Here is a 17,091-nt window from a genome sequence, read left to right on the forward strand (position 1 = left end):
AGTAGATGCACAATCGATGATAGCGCGGCGTTGCCCATCATTGCCGGCTGTATTGTAACGCGCGCCGATGCTCGTGGGCAAGCATTTTCTTGGCAGGCGGCCTGACGAGCTGGTGCATAAGCCGACTTCTGGCGACTGGAAGGAAGAGCATGAAACTGGTGGAACGACGGCTAAGGCCAGGAGCACAGAGAGCGCGGTCAAGGCCGAAGCAGCCGGGCGCGACATAAACAGCAACTGCCGGCCTGCCAGACCCACCTGACCCTCATTCGCCCACGTCCTGACGTCGGTGTCGGTCAAGGCAGGTAATCCAGGCCGGCTTGCTCACAGTTGAGCGGTCAGAGGAAAGTCAGCCAGCGCTGTTAGTGCTGTGGCTCGCTCTGCCAGGGCGCACCTCAGCCAGGGCGCGTGCCAGCAGATCGGTATGCTCCGGTAAGCCCACAGTTACCCGCAGAACATTCTGCAGATACGGATGCTGGAAATAGCGCAGGAGAATGCCATACGACTCAACGCTGGCGCGAATGTCCTCCACCGTAATTTCCTCATCGCAGACGCGCGCCATAATAAAGTTCCCCTGGGAAGGGACGGGCGCCAGATACGGCTGAGCGGCCAGCACCTGGAAGAGACGTTCACGTTCCTGGATCAGGCGCTGCACGCGCTCCCAGACGCAGTCGAGGTGGGCCAGCGTCTCTATAGCGGCGATGTGGCCGGCCACATTCACCTCGAAGGGGCACTGAGCGCGTCGCAAGTAGCTGGCGATCCACTCAGGGAAGAGGCCGTAGCCGATACGCAGCCCGGCCAGGCCAGCCCACTTACTGAAGGAGCGCAGCACCACCAGATTAGGATACTCGGGCACCAGATGAGCCACGCCCCGCGGCTGCTGAGAGAACTCCACGTAGGCCTCGTCGACGACCACAATGCGCCCCGTCTCCAACAAGCGCAGGATATCCTCCTGGGCTACCAGATTGCCGGTTGGATTATTCGGAGAGCAGAGCACGATCAGCTTCGTCTCGGGGGTCAGTGCTGACAGGATAGCCTCGACATCGAGGTCGTAGGACTCTGTACGTGGAACCTCGATCACATAGGCGCCGCAGAGCGTCGTCACTGTCGTATAGAGCGTGAAAGTGGGGGGGCAACAGATAATATTGTCCCCGACCGACAGGAAGACGTGCCAGAGCAGATTGATCAGCTCGTTGCTGCCGTGGCTGAGGACAATATAGCGCTCAGCCAGGCCCGTGAACTCGGCCAAGGCCCGCCGTAGAGCGGTGGAGTCTGTATCGGGATAATTGTTATAGGAGACGTACCGCCCCAGCGCAGCGAGCACTGGAGGGATCGGGCCATAGGGATTCTCATTGCTATTGAGCTTAATCAAGCGATCAATCGGGATACCAGTTCTTTGAGAGAAAGCCTCTAGCGATTCTCCTGGTACATAGGGAGCAATACGTTCGATCTCTGGACGGACCTGAACAACACGCGAGGCATATGGTTGCATGGGCTTATATATCCATCCTACTTTTCAGTATCAGCGTCCACGAAGATCTGAGCGGGACGGCGGATTAAGGAATTGCGCACAGGGGAGCCAGAGCCGGTATTGCCGCGCAGAGGGCCGCTGGTGCCGAAAGAGCGGAGGGACGTATGAGGAACGACGGGCTGCATCGCCGAAGTTTCCGGCAACTGGCCGCCGGTAGCCTGCAGCATCTCCATACCGCGACGCAAGGTCATCATATCCCGCAGGAAGCAAGCAACAGCGGAAGCGGCAGAACCCTTTTCGCGAGCGCTTTCGAAGCGGCGAGCATTAGCATCGCCGGCGTCCTGGGCTGCCTGAGCCAGAGGATCAGACGTGTGAGCGGCGAAGGTATCCTGGAAAATGTCGTCCCAGCTTGACCAGCGCCCACGCAGCGGTTTCCAGCCAAGCTGGCTATCGCTGACCGTGCGCCACTTTTCCTCGGTAAACTGAACCCAGTCCTCGATCAGGCGGATGCAAGACTCCAGTTGCTGGCGCAGGCGCTCCTCCTCGGCGCTGTGGGACTGCGAGCCGCTCTGTGGCAGGCCCTCAGCGGAGGGAGCGGCCTGGCCATAGAAGCCACTCTGGAAATAGGCGGGAGCCTGTTGTACGCCGGGGAAGAAGCCAGAGTTGCCGGGCAAGCTTGAGAAGTCCGCGGTCCCCTGACCGATCTGAGTCATGGGGCCTGTCTGGCCTGTTTGGCCTGCGGGCAGGCCCAGGACAGGGCCTTGTGGGGAAGCCAGCTCGCCCGTCACGGTCACCCCTCCGAAGGCGGGGTTGAGGGTCAAGATCGAGGAGCCATCGGGCATCAGCATGCCCTCGGGAATGGTAGGCAGACCACCGATCACGATCTCCTCATGCCCGATTGCATCGAGAATGCGCCAGGCCAGTCGCGGGTGCTTAATAGCCCACCACAGGCGGCGCGCCAGAAAGGTACAGGCAAAGGTAAAGTTGACCAGCAGCCAGACCAGCCCGCGCACCGCCAGCCAGTTCACCAGACCGGCCACCACAATCCAGTACCAGGGATCATGTTGCCCTGCCTCCTCAATAATGGTCAGGACAACTGCCACGGTGAGGCTGGGATCGCGCAGAGGATTAATCACATCGATGATACGCCAGAACCATGAACGCTCTGTCTTCTTCAAGATACGCTCCTCTGACATCACACTACGATGCCGCTGTCTCTTATCCTTCGCTCGGCTCACGGCCCGCTGTCAGACCATACGAGCCGTCCAGATCGCCAGGCCCCGACTGCCTGCAGACCAGCCCTTGCCTTTCTGCCTCAGCTTTCTTCGTTTATTAGCGAGCGGGGCGGGCCTTGCCTGCTTCACTGCTGTACCGTTCCGCCCTCCGTCCTCACCCTCCTCCCTTCAGCTATCAGGTGGGCCTTGTCGGGGAGGGATTAGCCTTAGCTCTACAGCTCAGCTACTCTACCTGACGAGCGAGCTACTCCTCTTCGTCTGGCTCGCCTGCCGACTGTTCTGTTGCCGTCCTGCACCTAGCTGTGCATATAGCTGCGGGGCCATCTCTCTTGCTCGCCCCCGTTCCTGCTGCTCTGTGCTGTCGTTTTCTTTCTTCCGGCGTGACTTCCGGCGAACCTCATGCAGACGAGCGGCCTTCTGCAGCTAGCTCTCTCATTCGGCCATTCGCGGGACGATTCTAACATGAGCCCCTGGGGCCTGCAAGCTTTGCCGGCAGGACAGGGGCATATTGGGCTATCCTGACACACCACATCACTGCCATTTTTATTGTACCAGAGCCACGAGTAAGGCAAGGAAGCAGGCTCCCTTGCGGAGACGGAGGAGCGGTACTTTAGTACCGCTGGCAGATGCTTCAAACGGCAAGGAGCGGGCGAACGAGCGAATGAGAGGTAGGCCCCAGGAGAGGAGAAAGTCCAGGGGAGTCGGGTTAGCGCAGATACGGCTGTTGGAAGGCCAGCAGCTGGCTGATCCCCTCTTGCGCCAGAGAGAGCAATTCATCCAGGCGGGTGCGGCTAAAGACGCCGCCCTCGCCAGTGCCTTGAACCTCGACGAAGTCGCCGTGTGCCGTCATTACCACATTGAAATCAACCTCGGCCCGGGCATCCTCCTCATAGCACAGATCGAGGAGTGGCTGGCCCTCGACGACACCCACGCTAACAGCGGCCACCGCGGTGCGCACTGGATGGGCGGGCAGGAGACCGCGCTCCACCAGGCGGCTGCATGCCCGGTAAAGAGCCACAAAGGCGCCGGTAATGGCGGCGGTGCGCGTTCCGCCGTCGGCCTGCAGCACGTCGCAGTCAAGGATCAGGGTGCGCGTTCCCAGAGCCTCCAGATCCACGGCAGCCCGCAGCGAACGACCGATCAAGCGCTGAATCTCCTGGGTGCGGCCGCTGAGGCGTCCCTCGCGCTCGCGTGATGTGCGGGTAAGCGTTGCCCGGGGCAGCATACTATACTCGGCGGTGACCCAGCCACGTCCGCTGCCCTCTAGAAAAGGGGGTACCTTCTCCTCGACAGTGGCGGCGCATAGCACCCGTGTTCGTCCGGTCTCGATAATCACCGAACCCTCAGCATAGTCTAGATAGTCGACTGTCAGGCGTAGGGGACGTAGTTGAGTCTGAGAACGCCCGTCTGTGCGTATCATAAGCGAAGCCCTCTTAACAATTTCAACCTATTCAAAGTCTGGTTCTGACTCGCGAAAAATGCTGAGGAAGGGGTTCCCTCTTGCTGCCAGTGGCTACTGCCAGGGAGAGGAGGCCCCATTTCCCCAGCGAATATGGTACTATACATAAGGGTGTCTCCAACAGAGGTATCTGACTGTGCGTCACCTAAAGAGGGCAGAGAATGGTCTGCGTTCCCTCTCGTCGCCTCCGTCTTCTCCTACCTCTGCGGGAGGGAAGGTAAGCGGCGAAAAACGCACACCGACCAAGGCCCAAGCAAGGAGGGAGCGGACAAACAAGTGAGACAGCGAGAGAGATGAAGAGCAGCAGAAAGTCGCAGCCAAAGCGCGAAGAACCTGTTAGAAAGGACCAACCTATGTCTGCGCATAAAACGCTGCATCCTGCGCAAGCGGAGCCACTCCATGCGCATCGCCTCATTATTGCGACCAACCGCGGTCCCGTTGAATTTTATCTTACACAAGATAAAGTGTTAAAATCTCGGCGAGGAGCGGGAGGAGTTGTCACAGCTCTCATCGAGGCGGCCAGTCGCATGGAAGTCACCTGGGTGGCGATGGCGATGACAGAAGGGGACCGTCTGGCGGCGCGCAGCGCTGAAGCTGAGTGTGGGCGTATTCCCTCGCCGCTGCCAAATCTCAAGATGCAGCTCCGCTACGTTGTCATTCCCAAGACGGCCTACCGCAAGCACTATGACATCATCAGCAACCGTGTCCTCTGGTTCCTGCAGCACTATCTCTATGACCCCAGCAGTGACTCCTTCAATTATCAGCGGTTGCAGGATGCCTGGAGGAACGGCTATCGGGTGGCTAACCAGGCCATTGCCGAGGCGGTGAATGCCGAGATCGAGCGAGCTGAGACCACACCGGTGGTCATGCTGCACGACTATCACCTCTATCTGGTGGCCGCCATGATTCGTGAGCGGCACCCTACCATCATCACCCAGCAATTCATTCATATTCCCTGGCCAGACAGCCGTTGCTGGCACTTCCTGCCCAGCAACATTACGCAGGAGATTTATCGTGGCCTGGTGGGCAACGATATCGTTGGCTTCCAGACCGAGCGCGATGCGCGCAATTTCCTGGAAGGGGCGCGGACCATTCTCGAAGGGGCCGAAGTCGACTTTGAAGAAGGGACCGTTGTCTGGCAGGGGCACCGCACGCTGGCGCGGGCATATCCGATTTCAATCTCGGTGACTGAGGAGCGGCGCCTTGTCCAGAGCCTGGCCGGGCGGCGGGCTGCCGAAAAGATCCTTCCCCTGTTAGGCGAACAGACGATCATGCGCGTCGACCGTATCGAGCCGACGAAGAACATTCCTCGTGGCTTCCAGGCCTATGCCCAGATGCTGGAAGAGCATCCCGAACTGCGGGGGAAGGTGAAATTCCTGGCCTTCCTTGTGCCTTCGCGTCAATCACTGCCCGAATACAAGCGGCTCAACAGTGAAGTGCTCAAGCTCGTCGAAGAAATCAACGCCCGCTATGGGGATGCCAGCTGGAAGCCCATCGAGGTCTTCTGCGACAACGACCGTACACGGGCATTGGCCGCCATGCAGTTTTACGACGTACTGCTCGTCAACCCCATTATTGACGGCATGAATCTGGTAGCCAAGGAAGGAGCTGTTGTCAACAAGCGCAACGGCTTGCTTGTGCTCTCACGCACTGCTGGCGCCTTCCAGCAGCTTGGCAAAGCAGCCATTCCGACTTCGCCTCTGGATGTAGCAGAGACCGCCGAGGCGCTCTACACTGCCCTGACGCTTCCGCCCGAGGAGCGTGAGCGGCGGGCCAAGCTGGCCCGTCAGATCGTGGAGCAGAACAATCTGCAGACCTGGCTCACCCGTCAGTTTGAAGATATTAACGAGCTGCTCGACCTGGCTCGTTTGGCTGCTGAGGACGAGGAGCGGCAGCGTGACCAGAGTGAGCCGGAGAGTGAACCCGAGCTTGCGCCCAGCCCGTTGTCTCTTTCAGCAGGATGACCCTGCTGCTAGATGCCGCTGTCTTCGGGCTGGCAAGAAAAGCGCGTGGAGATAATCCACTACGCACGCTTTTCCTGCCAGCCTGGCGAGGACGCCCCAGCCTCACCCTCCAGGAAGATCACCATTTCCTCTAGCAAGGCCGCCATGCCGGCCACTCCCTCGACGACGAGATCCGCCCGCTCTAGGAGCCGAGGGGGGGTATCGGCGTGGCGCACGGCGATCGTCACAGCTGCCGGGCAGATCCCCTTCTGGCGCAGGCGAATCAGGGTCTCTACTCCATCCAGGTCGGTGGTGTCATCTCCCGCGAAGAGCGCACTGCGCAGCTGATATTGCTCGATGAAGCGCTGCAGCGCCTGGCCTTTGTTCAGGCCGGGTACGCGCAGCTCGACGGCCATCTTTCCTTCAGCGAGCAGGAGGCCGCTCGCCTGCGCTGGCTCCCTCAGCAACTCCAGGATCTGCTGCCGGGCCTGGACAGGATCGGGGCAACGGCGATAATGGATGGTCCCGCCGATACTTTTGTATTCAATCTGCGTGCAGGGGAGCGATGTCACTAGGTGCTGCTCCGCCAGCGTGAGCAGCCGCTGCGCTGGGAGGCGGTAGGCTTCAGCTTCTGGAAGCAATCTGACCGGATGATGCTCAGGGAGGCCCTCCGCCCACTCCAGGCCGTGATTGCCGATGTAAGTGATCTCGTCGACCCCTACCAGCGCCGCGGCACTGGTGATTCCTCTACCCGTGACCACCGCCACCCGGGCGTAGGGCCGCAGACGTTCTAACAGAGATGCCACGCCTGGAAAGAGCCTGGCTGCTTCAGGGGTCGGAGCAATGGGGCTGAGTGTACCGTCGATGTCGAAAGTCAATCCACAAGGGCGGGTCAGCAAGACATTGCGTAGTACGGCAGTCAGCATAGCGGCCTGGTACTCCTTTGCATGAGGCTCGTTGTCGTGACGCGCGCACCACTGGCCTCGGGCAGAAGGCCGTGCGCATTGCATTCTATCATGTGGTGTTGCTGCACTGCGTTGCGCGTGGTACTATGTAAAGAAAAGCAAGGCGTTTCAGATGCGCTTCCTTACCGCAGGGCTAGCCTTATAGCCCAGGCGAGGCAGCCAGGCTGCTTGCTGCCCACAAGCATGGCCCCCAAGCGAGCAGTAAAGACGACGGAGACTCTGAGCGGCGTGATCTCCATTGCCGTCGCTCTCTTTGGCGATGTGTGGCTCCGCTCTCTTGTGACCTGGCTTGCCGATGGCTCTGTGCGGGACAGCCATGAACTTCTCTATCTTCATGAAGGGGGTTGGAGATGCCGCAGACCTGGCTGCAGTTTCTCAGCACTGTCGGCGGTATTATTCTAGTCGATCTCGCTTTGAGTGGTGATAACGCTCTGGTCATTGGTGCGGCCACTGTAGCTATTCCGCGACAGCGGCGCTGGGCGGCCCTCTCTCTCGGTGGTGGCCTGGCCATTTTCCTCCGCCTGACTTTTGCTGCTCTGGCTACCTGGCTCTTGCAGATTCCCTATCTCCAGGCCATAGGTGGTCTTGTGGTTCTCTCGATTGCGGCCCGTCTCTTCTTCAGCCATGCCTCTGAGAAGGAAGAGAGGCAGTCTGCGAGCGCGGCCAGATCGATTCCGGTCAGCGAGGCGGCGCGTATCACTCAGCCGCTGAACAGTGGGCCGGCTACCGTTCTGAACAAGACTTCCCACCTGGGTCGCCTCCTGGAGCGTCACCTCTCACCAGAAAATACCAGTTTCGTGCTGGCCATGCTCACCATCGTCGTGGCCGATGTCACCATGAGCCTGGATAACGTCATCGCCATCGGCGCTATTGCCCAGGGGCAGCTCCCGGTCCTCATTATCGGCCTCCTGACCAGTATTCTGCTCCTGCTCTTAGGCAGTGCACTGGTTGCTGAGGTGCTTAGCCGGCTACCCGGCCTCACACTGGTGGCCAGCTTTATCCTGGCCTGGGTCGCAGCCCACTTGATCATTAATGATCCGGCCATCAGCTTTCTCCAAGACCATGAGCTGGCTGTCTATGGTGGGTCATTCCTCTTCATAGGGGTGATGGCTCTTGTGGCCTATCTCCAGCAACGCCATCAGCGTTACCTGCATTCCTCCTCTCCCCCCTCTTCCCGCTAAGCTGGTGGGTTAGCCTGACTCGCTGTCGTTGCTGCTTAACTACGATAACTATCGCTTCCCCTGGAGGCCTTGCGCGCAGCCCCTGTTGTCCAGCCACTGCCCTCTCAGAGAACGAGCAATGCAGTCAGGTCATGCTTGAGTGAAAGAAGAGCAAGAAGAAAGATAATGCAATTGCTGCTGCCAGCTTGTGGCGGAGAGCAAAGTGAAAAGGGGACTCCCCATCTGAAAGGAGTCCCCTATCGTTGATAGCCGTGATTGTCGTTCTTAAATTGCTGAGCGAGGCAGCGTAGTGCCCTCTCAGCGCCGTCCGAGTGGCTCAGCCAGCGCCCTATCTCCCTCTAGGGTGAGAGAGAAGGAGGACTCGCCGAAGGCTGAGGATGGGCCGTCGGCGAGGGCGTTGGCGAGGGCGTTGGTGAGGGCGACGGCGACGGTGTCGGAGACGGCGAGGGAGTAGGGGTCGGTGAGGGCTTCTCTGTCGCCGTCGGCGATGGGACGGTAGTAGGCGAGCCGGTGCTTAAGTTCACCACGTAGAGAATCACGCTCTGGCCGTTGGGCAACTCCTCACCACTCTTGGGCGAAGTGCGATCAACATAGTTGGCCGGCTTCGTCGGATCAACGCCGTCGGACTGCACCGTAAAGGGAATGCCCTGACTGCGCAGAATGCGTTCTGCTCCAGCCAGCGTATTACCCACCAATCCATCAGGGACAATGACCTTTGTCGGTCGCTCTTGCAGATCGACCAGGATCGTCGAGCCGCGTGGGGCCAGGGCTGGTGGCTGCGGCGACTGCCGAACCACGTATCCCGAGGTCAGGCCATTATGCACCTGCAGTACAAAGCCTGCATTGGTCGCGCGGGTCAGTGCCTGCTGATAGGTGAGACCGATCAACGAGGGGACAGGCACCTCGGGCGGGGCTGGTGTCGCCTGGGTAGAAAGGTGCAGAAAAGGCACGAATCCCAGGATGGAAGCCAGATAGATGCTGAAGCCGAGGAGCAGAACAGTGGCGATAAGGATAAGAGCAGTAATAATACCAGCTAAGCGTGAACCTCGCTCACCGGCGATCGCATCGCGCTGGAAAGGACGAGTTGTGCCTGACTGAACAAAGCCCCCGTAGGGTCCGGGCCCGGGAGCGGGGACAGCCTCGGGTGAAACGTAGGGAGAAGCCGCCAGGGCGCCGGCAGCGAGGGGACGCTGATCATAGCCTGGAGCGGCAGCTGCGGCAGGGGCCTCATTGACCAGACCGTGCCCGACGCCAGAGGGCGAGGGGCGGTAAGGGGAAGTGACCACTGTTGGCGCTGCTGCCACATCGGCGACAGGCTCTGCAAGCTCAGTTTCGCCGAGGGCCTCCAGAGCGCGGGCCAGGGCGCTGCCATCGCGATAGCGCATCTCTGGGATCTTTTCCAGGCAGCGCAGAATAATGTCTTCGAGGGCGGGAGGAATAGCCGGATTGTAGTGGCTGGGAGGTACCGGTGGGTCCTGGATGTGCTGCATGGCCACAGCCACCGGGGTATCGCCCTCGAAAGGAGTGCGCCCAGTCAGCATCTCATACATAACGATTCCGAGCGCGTAGACATCGGCGGCTGGGCTCACGATCTCGCCCTGGGCCTGTTCTGGTGCGTAATATTGCACCGTACCGAGCGTCATCCCCGTTGTTGTGAGACGCTCGGCGTTGATATCCTTATAGACGCTGGCGATACCGAAATCGGTCAGCTTAATCGAGCCATCGCGCCCGACTAGAATATTCTGGGGCTTGACATCGCGGTGGACGATCCCGCGGCGATGAGCGGCGCCGAGGCCGAGAGCGACGTCGTGGGCGATAATCACCGCGCGCTCCACATCCAGCACACCCCGTGAGCGCAAATAGCGGCGCAGATCTGTGCCCTCGACCAGCTCCATAACGATATAGTAATTTCCCTCGCTCTGCCCGTAGTCGTACACCTGCACAATGTTGGGGTGCTGCAGAGCAGAGGCGGCCTTTGCCTCGCGCTGGAAGCGCGTGACAAACTTTGGGTCGGTACTGTAGACCTCGCGTAGCACCTTAATCGCCACAGGGCGATCCATGCGCAGGTCCCGCCCGCGGTAGATGGTTGCCATGCCCCCCCGACCGATGGGGTCCAATAGCTGGTATCGCTCGCCCAGAACTTCTGTTTGCATAGCTCTCCGCTTTGACCGTACAGCTTATCAGGAGGGGCCACAAGGGCCTTGGAGCCTGGTCGGGCCGGCCTCCCGCCTCTCTCGCCTGCTTTGGCCTTGGCTACTCCTCGCTCTTCCTACCAGCCAGCCTGTTCGCCTGCCCCGCTCCACCTGTGGCCGCCTCTCACGCTCTGCTTCTCTGAGCCTGGTTGGCATGCTGAAGCTGGCCTGGCCGTCCGCGCCTGGCAACCGATGCCCGTGCCTGGCCGCTGCCTCTCCAGCCTGGTCCAACCAACCTGGCCCGGCTCGACCAACTAGCCTGGCCCACTGCTTCCACGCTCCAGCAAGCGTGCCCTCCGGATGGGACGAGGTATTCTTTCACAAACGCCCTGCTATGGACGATAAACGCAGGATACCCGGTAAACTACAGTTCGCTCCTTATTGTAGCGCATCCTATCCCCTATTGGGAACAGCTTTCTCCGAGGCTACTGCGTAACACAGACCAGCTTTCTCTTCTGCAATCGCCTCTGTTGCGGTCTTGCTCCTGATGCCGGCCCGAGTTCGGCCACTCGCCTCGCCATCTTTCGCGCTGACAGCCAGGAGCCACCGGCCTCAAGTGCCTGCTGGCTGGGGTGAGCGAACGCGAATATCACCTACTCGTCGCGTGATACGCTGTTCATCCATGTGCTCCAGGAGAGGTAAGACGTACTTGCGCGTCGTTCCCAGCAGGTCACGTGCCTGAGCTACAGTAATGGTACCATGCTCTTGCAAATAGGATGTGATGAGCGCTACCGCTCTCTCGTACGCCTCACGCAGAAAAAGGATAGTACCATCTCCCATCTTCACTAGCTCGCCTCGCTCCAGCAGCGCGTTCACCAGCTCCCCCCCTATGAGAGCTTCGGCCTCCCCTCGTGTTGGCGGCATAAAAGGATTCTCGCGAAAGACTTGAATTAAACGCTCTACCTGTTGCTGCTGCTCAGCGCTAAAGGTTGGTGTAAACTCGGGGAGGCGGAGCAGGCCAGCGCTGCCGGCTTCTGTGAGCAAGCCCTCGCTGCGCAGGGTTTCGAAAACCTCCATTGCCAGGCGTGGCGGCAGGTGAAGGCGGGAGCGCCATTCCTCTTTAGACAGTCCGCTACGCAATGGAAACTGCGCATGGTAGTCACGGACCAGGCGGAGGGCCTCCTCGCTAAGGGCCTGCCAGACACTCAGCGCGAACCAGTATGTCCCCACACGTCGCACTCGTCTCTGAGTTAACAACGTCTCCAGGGCCTGCTGCGTCACCGGCTGGGTGAGATTACTCAGACGGGCTAGCTCGGCGGTCTCATGGGCCGGCCACTGGGGGCGCGTCGTGCCTGTCATGCGGCGTACTGGCTGTTCGAGATGGGTCAGGATGATAGCTTCAGGGCTGCCCTGAGCCAGCGTCTCCAGATGGTGGAGCACCTCGCTGCGGCGTCGACGGTGATAGCGCGGGTGAGCGTCGAGGACTACGCCGCCGCCGATCGTGAGGCTGGGCGAGGGAAGACGCACGATGAAGCGATCGTGGCGCTCAACCACGGTCGGCTGGTGCAGACGCAGTTGCGCCCAGGTACTTTCACCGGGAAGCAGTTCGTCGTCTTCCAACAGGCGCACGGTGGCTGGTACTACCTGAGCACCGCAGTAGAAGTCAACCAGGGCGTTGTGGCTCAGGGGGCGCGGAGCATCCGCCAGCAGGCGTAGACGGGCATCGATCAGCGTGGTTGGCTGCAGCAGGCCCGGCAGGGTCACCACATCGCCCCGCTCTATTTCCTGATGGGCAATGCCGGCCAGGTTGAGGGCGGTGCGTTCTCCGGGCTGAGCGACGCTGATCGCCTGCCGATGGCGCTGGAGGGCACGGATGCGGGCCTTGAGACCTCGTGGCAGAATCTCGACCTCCTGCCCTGGCTGGAAGCAGCCATCGATGAGCGTTCCTGTCACGATTGTTCCGAAGCCAGCAAGGGTAAAAACGCGATCGACCGGCAGGCGGGGGCGTCCCCGGTCGGGGCGCTCAGGGGCCCTCGCGGTAGCTTCTTGCAGGTGAGCAAGCAAGGCATCTATCCCCTGGCCGCTGATGGCCGAGACGGGAACGATGGGAGCGCCTGCCAGACTGGTAGGCTGGAGCAGCGTGGCGATCTCTTCGCTGACGAGGGCCAGCCATTCTTCATCTACCAAATCGGCCTTCGTCAAGGCCACGACGCCGCTACGGACCTGCAGCAGGTCGAGAATGGCCAGATGCTCGCGCGTCTGGGGCATTGCTCCCTCGTCGGCGGCCACGACCAGCAAGGCGACGTCGATGCCTCCCACTCCGGCCAGCATGTTCTTGATGAAGCCCTCATGGCCCGGTACGTCGATGAGGCTGACCTCGCGGCCATCCGGCAAGGTCAGCCAGGCAAAGCCCAGATCGATAGTCATGCCGCGGACTTTCTCTTCGGTCAGGCGATCTGGATCGATGCCTGTCAGTGCCTTGACGAGGGTTGATTTGCCGTGATCAATGTGCCCGGCTGTTCCTATGCATGTCATAAGCGTCGTCTATGATGAAGACAAGCGATGCCCGACTGAGACGCTCGCGTTCTTCTTCGGGAGTCTGATAGCTTGCTCTCTGCTCGTGCCGTGGCAGGGAAGAGAGCCTCTCTACAGTATACATCGTTGTCTGGCGACTGGCTATGGAGTCCGGTCAGCAGGGATAGAGCGGCCTGGCGAGCGCCAGGATAGTGAGCGTCTGGCTTGAGCACGGTTGAGGTGACGGTCAGTTGCGCCCAGAGGAACTTGATTTTTGGTAGAGCATTGGCTACGCTAGCAGTAGAGGGCGGGCATGGTTCGGCCCGTCCTGCCCTGTAGCGCCCTGTTGTCCCGTTCAGCTTCAGAGGAGAAAAAAGCACCATGACTCAACCATCCACACCTGAAGGGGCCACGATGCCTGTGGCCCGGCAATGGAGCTATGCCAGCGGTCCCAGCGATGTTCCGCTGCTAGGTTTGACCATCGGCGATCTCTTTGATCAGACAGCTGAGCGCTTCCCCGACCATCCTGCTCTGATTGCGCGCCATCAGGGTATCCGCCTCACCTATCGTCAGCTGCAAGCCGAGGTTAATCGTTGTGCCAGGGCACTGATGCAGCTTGGCATTCAAAAGGGAGAGCGGGTCGGGATCTGGGCCCCCAACTGCGCCGAGTGGTGCATTACGCAGTTTGCCACGGCCAAGATTGGGGCCATTCTGGTCAATATCAACCCCGCTTACCGCTTGCATGAGGTCGAGTATGCCCTCACGCAGTCAGGCTGCAAGGCGCTCATTACCGCTGCTGCCTTTAAGTCCTCCAACTATATCGAGATGCTGACTTCGCTGGCCCCCGAGCTGGCGAGCTGTGCGCCGGGTGAGCTGCGCGCTGCGCGTCTGCCCGAGCTGCGCCTGATTGTTCAGCTTGGCGAACAGCCGGTACCGGGCATGCTGCGCTGGAGCGAGCTGCTAGCCCAGGCCGAGGCCGTCAGCGAAGAAGCTTTAGCTGCAAGACAGAGAGAACAAGAATTTGACGATCCTATCAATATTCAGTACACAAGCGGCACCACTGGTTACCCTAAAGGGGCCACGCTCAGCCACCATAATATTCTCAATAATGGCTATTTCGTAGCTCGTCTGCAGGGCTTCACCCATGAGGATCGGCTATGCATACCGGTGCCGCTCTACCACTGTTTCGGCATGGTGATGGGCAACCTGGGCTGTGTGACGCATGGGGCGACGATGATCTACCCGGCGGAGAGTTTTGAGCCGCGGGCCGTGCTGGAGACAGTGCAAGAGGAGCGCTGTACGGCGCTCTATGGGGTGCCGACCATGTTCATCGCTGAGCTGGAGCATCCCGACTTTGAGCAGTTCGATCTGAGCAGCCTGCGGACCGGCGTGATGGCTGGCTCCCCCTGCCCGGTGGAAGTAATGCGCAACGTCATCGAGAAGATGCACATGAAGCAGGTGGAGATCTGCTATGGAATGACGGAGACATCGCCGGTATCGACGCAGACCAGGCTGGATGATCCGCTGGAGAAGCGGGTGAGCACGGTGGGGCAGGTACATCCGCACCTGGAGATCAAGATCGTCGATCCGGCGAGCGGGAAGGTGGTGCCTGTGGGCCAGCCGGGGGAGCTGTGCACGCGCGGCTATAGTGTCATGTTGGGCTACTGGAATAATCCCGAGGCGACGGCTCAGGCCATCGATCGGGCGCGCTGGATGCACACCGGCGATCTGGCGGTCATGGATGCCGATGGGTACATTAACATCGTGGGGCGCATCAAGGATATGATCATTCGGGGCGGTGAGAATGTCTATCCGCGTGAGATTGAAGAGTTCCTGTATACACACCCAAAGATCAGCGATGTCCAGGTGATCGGGGTGCCAGATGCGAAGTATGGCGAGGAGATCATGGCCTGGATCAAGCTGAAGCCGGGCGAGCAGGCCACGGCGGAGGAGATCCGGGCTTTCTGTCAGGGCAAGATCGCCCATTACAAGATCCCGCGCTATATCAAGTTCGTCGAAGGTTTCCCGATGACGGTGACGGGCAAGATCCAGAAGTTTGTCATGCGCGAGCAGGCCATTCAGGAGCTTGGACTGGAAAGCGCTGCCAATATCCAGACGGCCTGAGCGTATATGTTCTATAAGCGTGTGCCTTGACCAGTAGTGTGTAGGGGATAAGTCTGGCGCCAGGGGTGCAGCCACTCCCTGGCGCTTGTTTGGTGATTGTGAGGCTTTTCTTGGTCTTGCCAGGAGCTGGCTTCCCCCCATAGGCTGCCTGGCTCGTCAGGCGGCTCGATCCGCTTGTCTGCTGAACAAGGGCCAGCCCCTCAGTTGTGGAAGGATAGGTAGTCAAGAGCGGAGCAGCTCCTCACCCTCGTTCGCTTGCAGGGCGATGACGTCGGCGTTTGGGCTGGGAAGAGAGCGGTGCTTCTGTTGGTAGTGCCAGCAGATCATCAACCAGGCGGCGAAAAAGCGTGACCAGGAGCAGCCAGTCTTGCTCGTCCCAGCGCGCGAGGACGGGTTGTAGAAGCCGCTCACGCGCCGCTTGCAATCTTTGTACGATTTCCTCTCCTTGAGCTGTCAGCGTGACCTTGCGTTCGCGTCTATCGCGCTGTTCAGGAGCACGCGTGACCAGCCCCTGCCGCTCTAAGACCGCAACCTGCCGGCTCACCGTGCTGTGATCGCGGTCAACCACCCCGGCAAGTTCCATAATCCCTACCACTTGACGACGACCGATGGCAACAAGTAAGCGCAAGAGGGACCTCTCAACGACGATGCCGGCTTCTCGATAAAGGGCTTGATCGCGCTCTGGCTCATTGATCAGGCCGATGAGATCAAAAAGAGCCTCATAGAATCGGCGAATGCTTTCGTCCATGTGCGTGTAGTATACACGGACCTCCTTGACATGTCCATACTGAACAGCTAGCATAGATGCGTGTAAAATACACGTATCTGCCCAGAGAGGAGGAGAAAACTGAATGAAGGCAGCTCTGATTGTCACATTTGGAGAGGCGCCAGTCTATAGTGACTTTCCTGAGCCTGTGCCGGCTGAGGATGAGGTGCTGATCCGGGTCAGTGCGGCGGCGCTTACGCCTTTGACGCGCAGCCGAGCGGCTGGCCGCCATTACACATCGGCAGGGAGTCTACCACTGATCCCTGGCATAGATGGAGTAGGCTACCTGGCTGATGGACGTCGTGTCTACTTTGGAGCGCCCCGGACTCCCTTCGGCAGTTTAGCTGAGTGCACAGTTGTCAAGAAGGGGCATTATGTTCCTGTGCCGGATCATTTAGATGATATCACGGCTGCAGCCCTGGCCAATCCCGGCGTGTCCTCCTGGCTTGCTTTGCAAGAGCGTGCCCGGCTGAAGCCAGGTGAAACGGTGCTGATTAATGGCGCCACGGGCATAGCTGGACGACTGGCTATTCCTATTGCCAGATATCTGGGCGCCTCCAGAATCATTGTCACTGGGCGTAACGAGGAGATCCTGCGCTCCCTTGCTTCTCAGGGAACTGATGTTGTATTGTCATTACGACAAGATGACGATCGATTGCTAGAGATCTTCAAGGATGTCTTTCGTGAGGGGATCGATGTGGTCCTTGATTATCTCTGGGGACCCAGCGCCGAGCGGTTACTGCTGGCTGCTGCGCTGGCGGCGATGGAAGAGAGGCCAGTACGCTTTGTGCAAGTTGGCTCGATCAGTGGTGAAACGATCACTCTGCCGGCCGCTGTCCTACGTGCTGCTCCCATCCTATTGCTCGGCTCGGGCATTGGCAGCATTCCACTCCAGCGCATGCTTGAGGGGGTGGCTGCGCTGTTTGAAGCCAACGCCTCGCTCAGATTGACTGTGCCGACCACTACCAGGCTTCTCTCGGAGGTCATGACTGCCTGGTCCCCTCAGAAGGAGGCTCAGCACACACGGACAGTCTTCCTGATAAGCTCTGGCAGACCTTGATTCTCTTTCCCTGCTTATTGGCGTTTGAGTGGAGGGCGCCCGGAAGAATGCTGAGATCAAGACGATTAATCGGGGTGTGTGTGCGGTGGATGCGTATCCGCGATACTGGCGATCTGGCGGTCATGGATGCCGAGGAGTTCTATCGGCGGTAAGGAGTGAGCGTCATCGTTGGCCAAGCTTGATGAATCCGGTACCAGGAGAGTAGCTGCTCCCCTGGCACTTATTTTATTGGCTGGCCTTCTGG

The 17,091-nt window shown here is 59.8% G+C and carries 11 protein-coding genes; 4 read left to right on the forward strand and 7 right to left on the reverse strand.

Annotated elements, in window-relative coordinates; translation table 11 throughout:
* Positions 1 to 346 precede the first annotated feature (346 nt).
* From hisC to rph, 3 genes are all read right to left on the reverse strand, one after another.
* The gene (hisC, locus tag IRZ31_RS04920; RefSeq protein WP_297150388.1) at positions 347 to 1,489 is read right to left on the reverse strand and encodes a histidinol-phosphate transaminase; all 1,143 of its coding nucleotides are present in this window, start codon (positions 1,487 to 1,489) and stop codon (positions 347 to 349) included.
* Between the two features lie 17 nt (positions 1,490 to 1,506).
* The gene (locus IRZ31_RS04925) at positions 1,507 to 2,646 is read right to left on the reverse strand and encodes a hypothetical protein (protein WP_297150391.1); all 1,140 of its coding nucleotides are present in this window, start codon (positions 2,644 to 2,646) and stop codon (positions 1,507 to 1,509) included.
* Between the two features lie 763 nt (positions 2,647 to 3,409).
* Positions 3,410 to 4,123, reverse strand: a complete 714-nt coding sequence (gene rph / locus IRZ31_RS04930; RefSeq protein ID WP_297150394.1) for a ribonuclease PH — start codon at positions 4,121 to 4,123, stop codon at positions 3,410 to 3,412.
* Positions 4,124 to 4,515: 392 nt separating this feature from the next.
* Here rph and IRZ31_RS04935 point away from each other — a divergent pair, with 392 nt between their 5' ends.
* On the forward strand, positions 4,516 to 6,126 hold the full coding sequence (locus tag IRZ31_RS04935) for a trehalose-6-phosphate synthase (RefSeq protein WP_297150397.1): 1,611 nt from the start codon (positions 4,516 to 4,518) through the stop codon (positions 6,124 to 6,126).
* Positions 6,127 to 6,185: 59 nt separating this feature from the next.
* Here IRZ31_RS04935 and otsB read toward each other — a convergent pair whose 3' ends face one another.
* Positions 6,186 to 7,031 (reverse strand): trehalose-phosphatase, encoded by an 846-nt coding sequence (gene otsB, locus IRZ31_RS04940; RefSeq protein WP_297150400.1) that lies wholly within the window; start codon positions 7,029 to 7,031, stop codon positions 6,186 to 6,188.
* Positions 7,032 to 7,420: 389 nt separating this feature from the next.
* Here otsB and IRZ31_RS04945 point away from each other — a divergent pair, with 389 nt between their 5' ends.
* The gene (locus IRZ31_RS04945) at positions 7,421 to 8,251 is read left to right on the forward strand and encodes a YjbE family putative metal transport protein (RefSeq protein WP_297150403.1); all 831 of its coding nucleotides are present in this window, start codon (positions 7,421 to 7,423) and stop codon (positions 8,249 to 8,251) included.
* 338 nt (positions 8,252 to 8,589) lie between these two features.
* Here IRZ31_RS04945 and pknB read toward each other — a convergent pair whose 3' ends face one another.
* Positions 8,590 to 10,404, reverse strand: coding sequence for a Stk1 family PASTA domain-containing Ser/Thr kinase (gene pknB / locus IRZ31_RS04950; RefSeq protein WP_297150406.1), 1,815 nt, complete (start codon positions 10,402 to 10,404; stop codon positions 8,590 to 8,592).
* A 591-nt stretch (positions 10,405 to 10,995) separates the two neighbouring features.
* Positions 10,996 to 12,918 (reverse strand): selenocysteine-specific translation elongation factor, encoded by a 1,923-nt coding sequence (selB, locus tag IRZ31_RS04955; RefSeq protein ID WP_297150408.1) that lies wholly within the window; start codon positions 12,916 to 12,918, stop codon positions 10,996 to 10,998.
* A 360-nt stretch (positions 12,919 to 13,278) separates the two neighbouring features.
* On the opposite strand from selB, the gene IRZ31_RS04960 reads away from it, so the two are divergent.
* The gene (locus IRZ31_RS04960) at positions 13,279 to 15,021 is read left to right on the forward strand and encodes an AMP-binding protein (protein ID WP_297150411.1); all 1,743 of its coding nucleotides are present in this window, start codon (positions 13,279 to 13,281) and stop codon (positions 15,019 to 15,021) included.
* A gap of 241 nt (positions 15,022 to 15,262) precedes the next feature.
* On the opposite strand, the gene IRZ31_RS04965 is transcribed toward IRZ31_RS04960, so the two are convergent.
* Positions 15,263 to 15,769 carry a MarR family transcriptional regulator gene (locus tag IRZ31_RS04965; RefSeq protein WP_297150414.1) on the reverse strand — a complete coding sequence of 169 codons (507 nt, stop codon included), beginning with the start codon at positions 15,767 to 15,769 and terminating at the stop codon, positions 15,263 to 15,265.
* Between the two features lie 103 nt (positions 15,770 to 15,872).
* Here IRZ31_RS04965 and IRZ31_RS04970 point away from each other — a divergent pair, with 103 nt between their 5' ends.
* Complete coding sequence (locus tag IRZ31_RS04970; RefSeq protein ID WP_297150416.1) at positions 15,873 to 16,847, forward strand: zinc-binding alcohol dehydrogenase family protein; 975 nt, start codon at positions 15,873 to 15,875, stop codon at positions 16,845 to 16,847.
* The last annotated feature ends 244 nt before the right edge of the window (positions 16,848 to 17,091 follow it).

The organism is Thermogemmatispora sp. (assembly GCF_019683635.1).
In the GTDB taxonomy this organism is placed as follows: Bacteria; Chloroflexota; Ktedonobacteria; order Ktedonobacterales; family Ktedonobacteraceae; genus Thermogemmatispora.

What these genes read in the sequence shown, in the direction of transcription:
- hisC (WP_297150388.1), bottom strand. Translation starts at nt 1,489, where the DNA reads ATGCAACCATATGCCTCGCGTGTTGTTCAGGTCCGTCCAGAGATCGAA.
- IRZ31_RS04970 (WP_297150416.1), top strand. Translation starts at nt 15,873, where the DNA reads ATGAAGGCAGCTCTGATTGTCACATTTGGAGAGGCGCCAGTCTATAGT.
- otsB (WP_297150400.1), bottom strand. Translation starts at nt 7,031, where the DNA reads ATGCTGACTGCCGTACTACGCAATGTCTTGCTGACCCGCCCTTGTGGA.
- selB (WP_297150408.1), bottom strand. Translation starts at nt 12,918, where the DNA reads ATGACATGCATAGGAACAGCCGGGCACATTGATCACGGCAAATCAACC.
- rph (WP_297150394.1), bottom strand. Translation starts at nt 4,123, where the DNA reads ATGATACGCACAGACGGGCGTTCTCAGACTCAACTACGTCCCCTACGC.
- IRZ31_RS04935 (WP_297150397.1), top strand. Translation starts at nt 4,516, where the DNA reads ATGTCTGCGCATAAAACGCTGCATCCTGCGCAAGCGGAGCCACTCCAT.
- IRZ31_RS04945 (WP_297150403.1), top strand. Translation starts at nt 7,421, where the DNA reads ATGCCGCAGACCTGGCTGCAGTTTCTCAGCACTGTCGGCGGTATTATT.
- IRZ31_RS04965 (WP_297150414.1), bottom strand. Translation starts at nt 15,769, where the DNA reads ATGGACGAAAGCATTCGCCGATTCTATGAGGCTCTTTTTGATCTCATC.
- pknB (WP_297150406.1), bottom strand. Translation starts at nt 10,404, where the DNA reads ATGCAAACAGAAGTTCTGGGCGAGCGATACCAGCTATTGGACCCCATC.
- IRZ31_RS04960 (WP_297150411.1), top strand. Translation starts at nt 13,279, where the DNA reads ATGACTCAACCATCCACACCTGAAGGGGCCACGATGCCTGTGGCCCGG.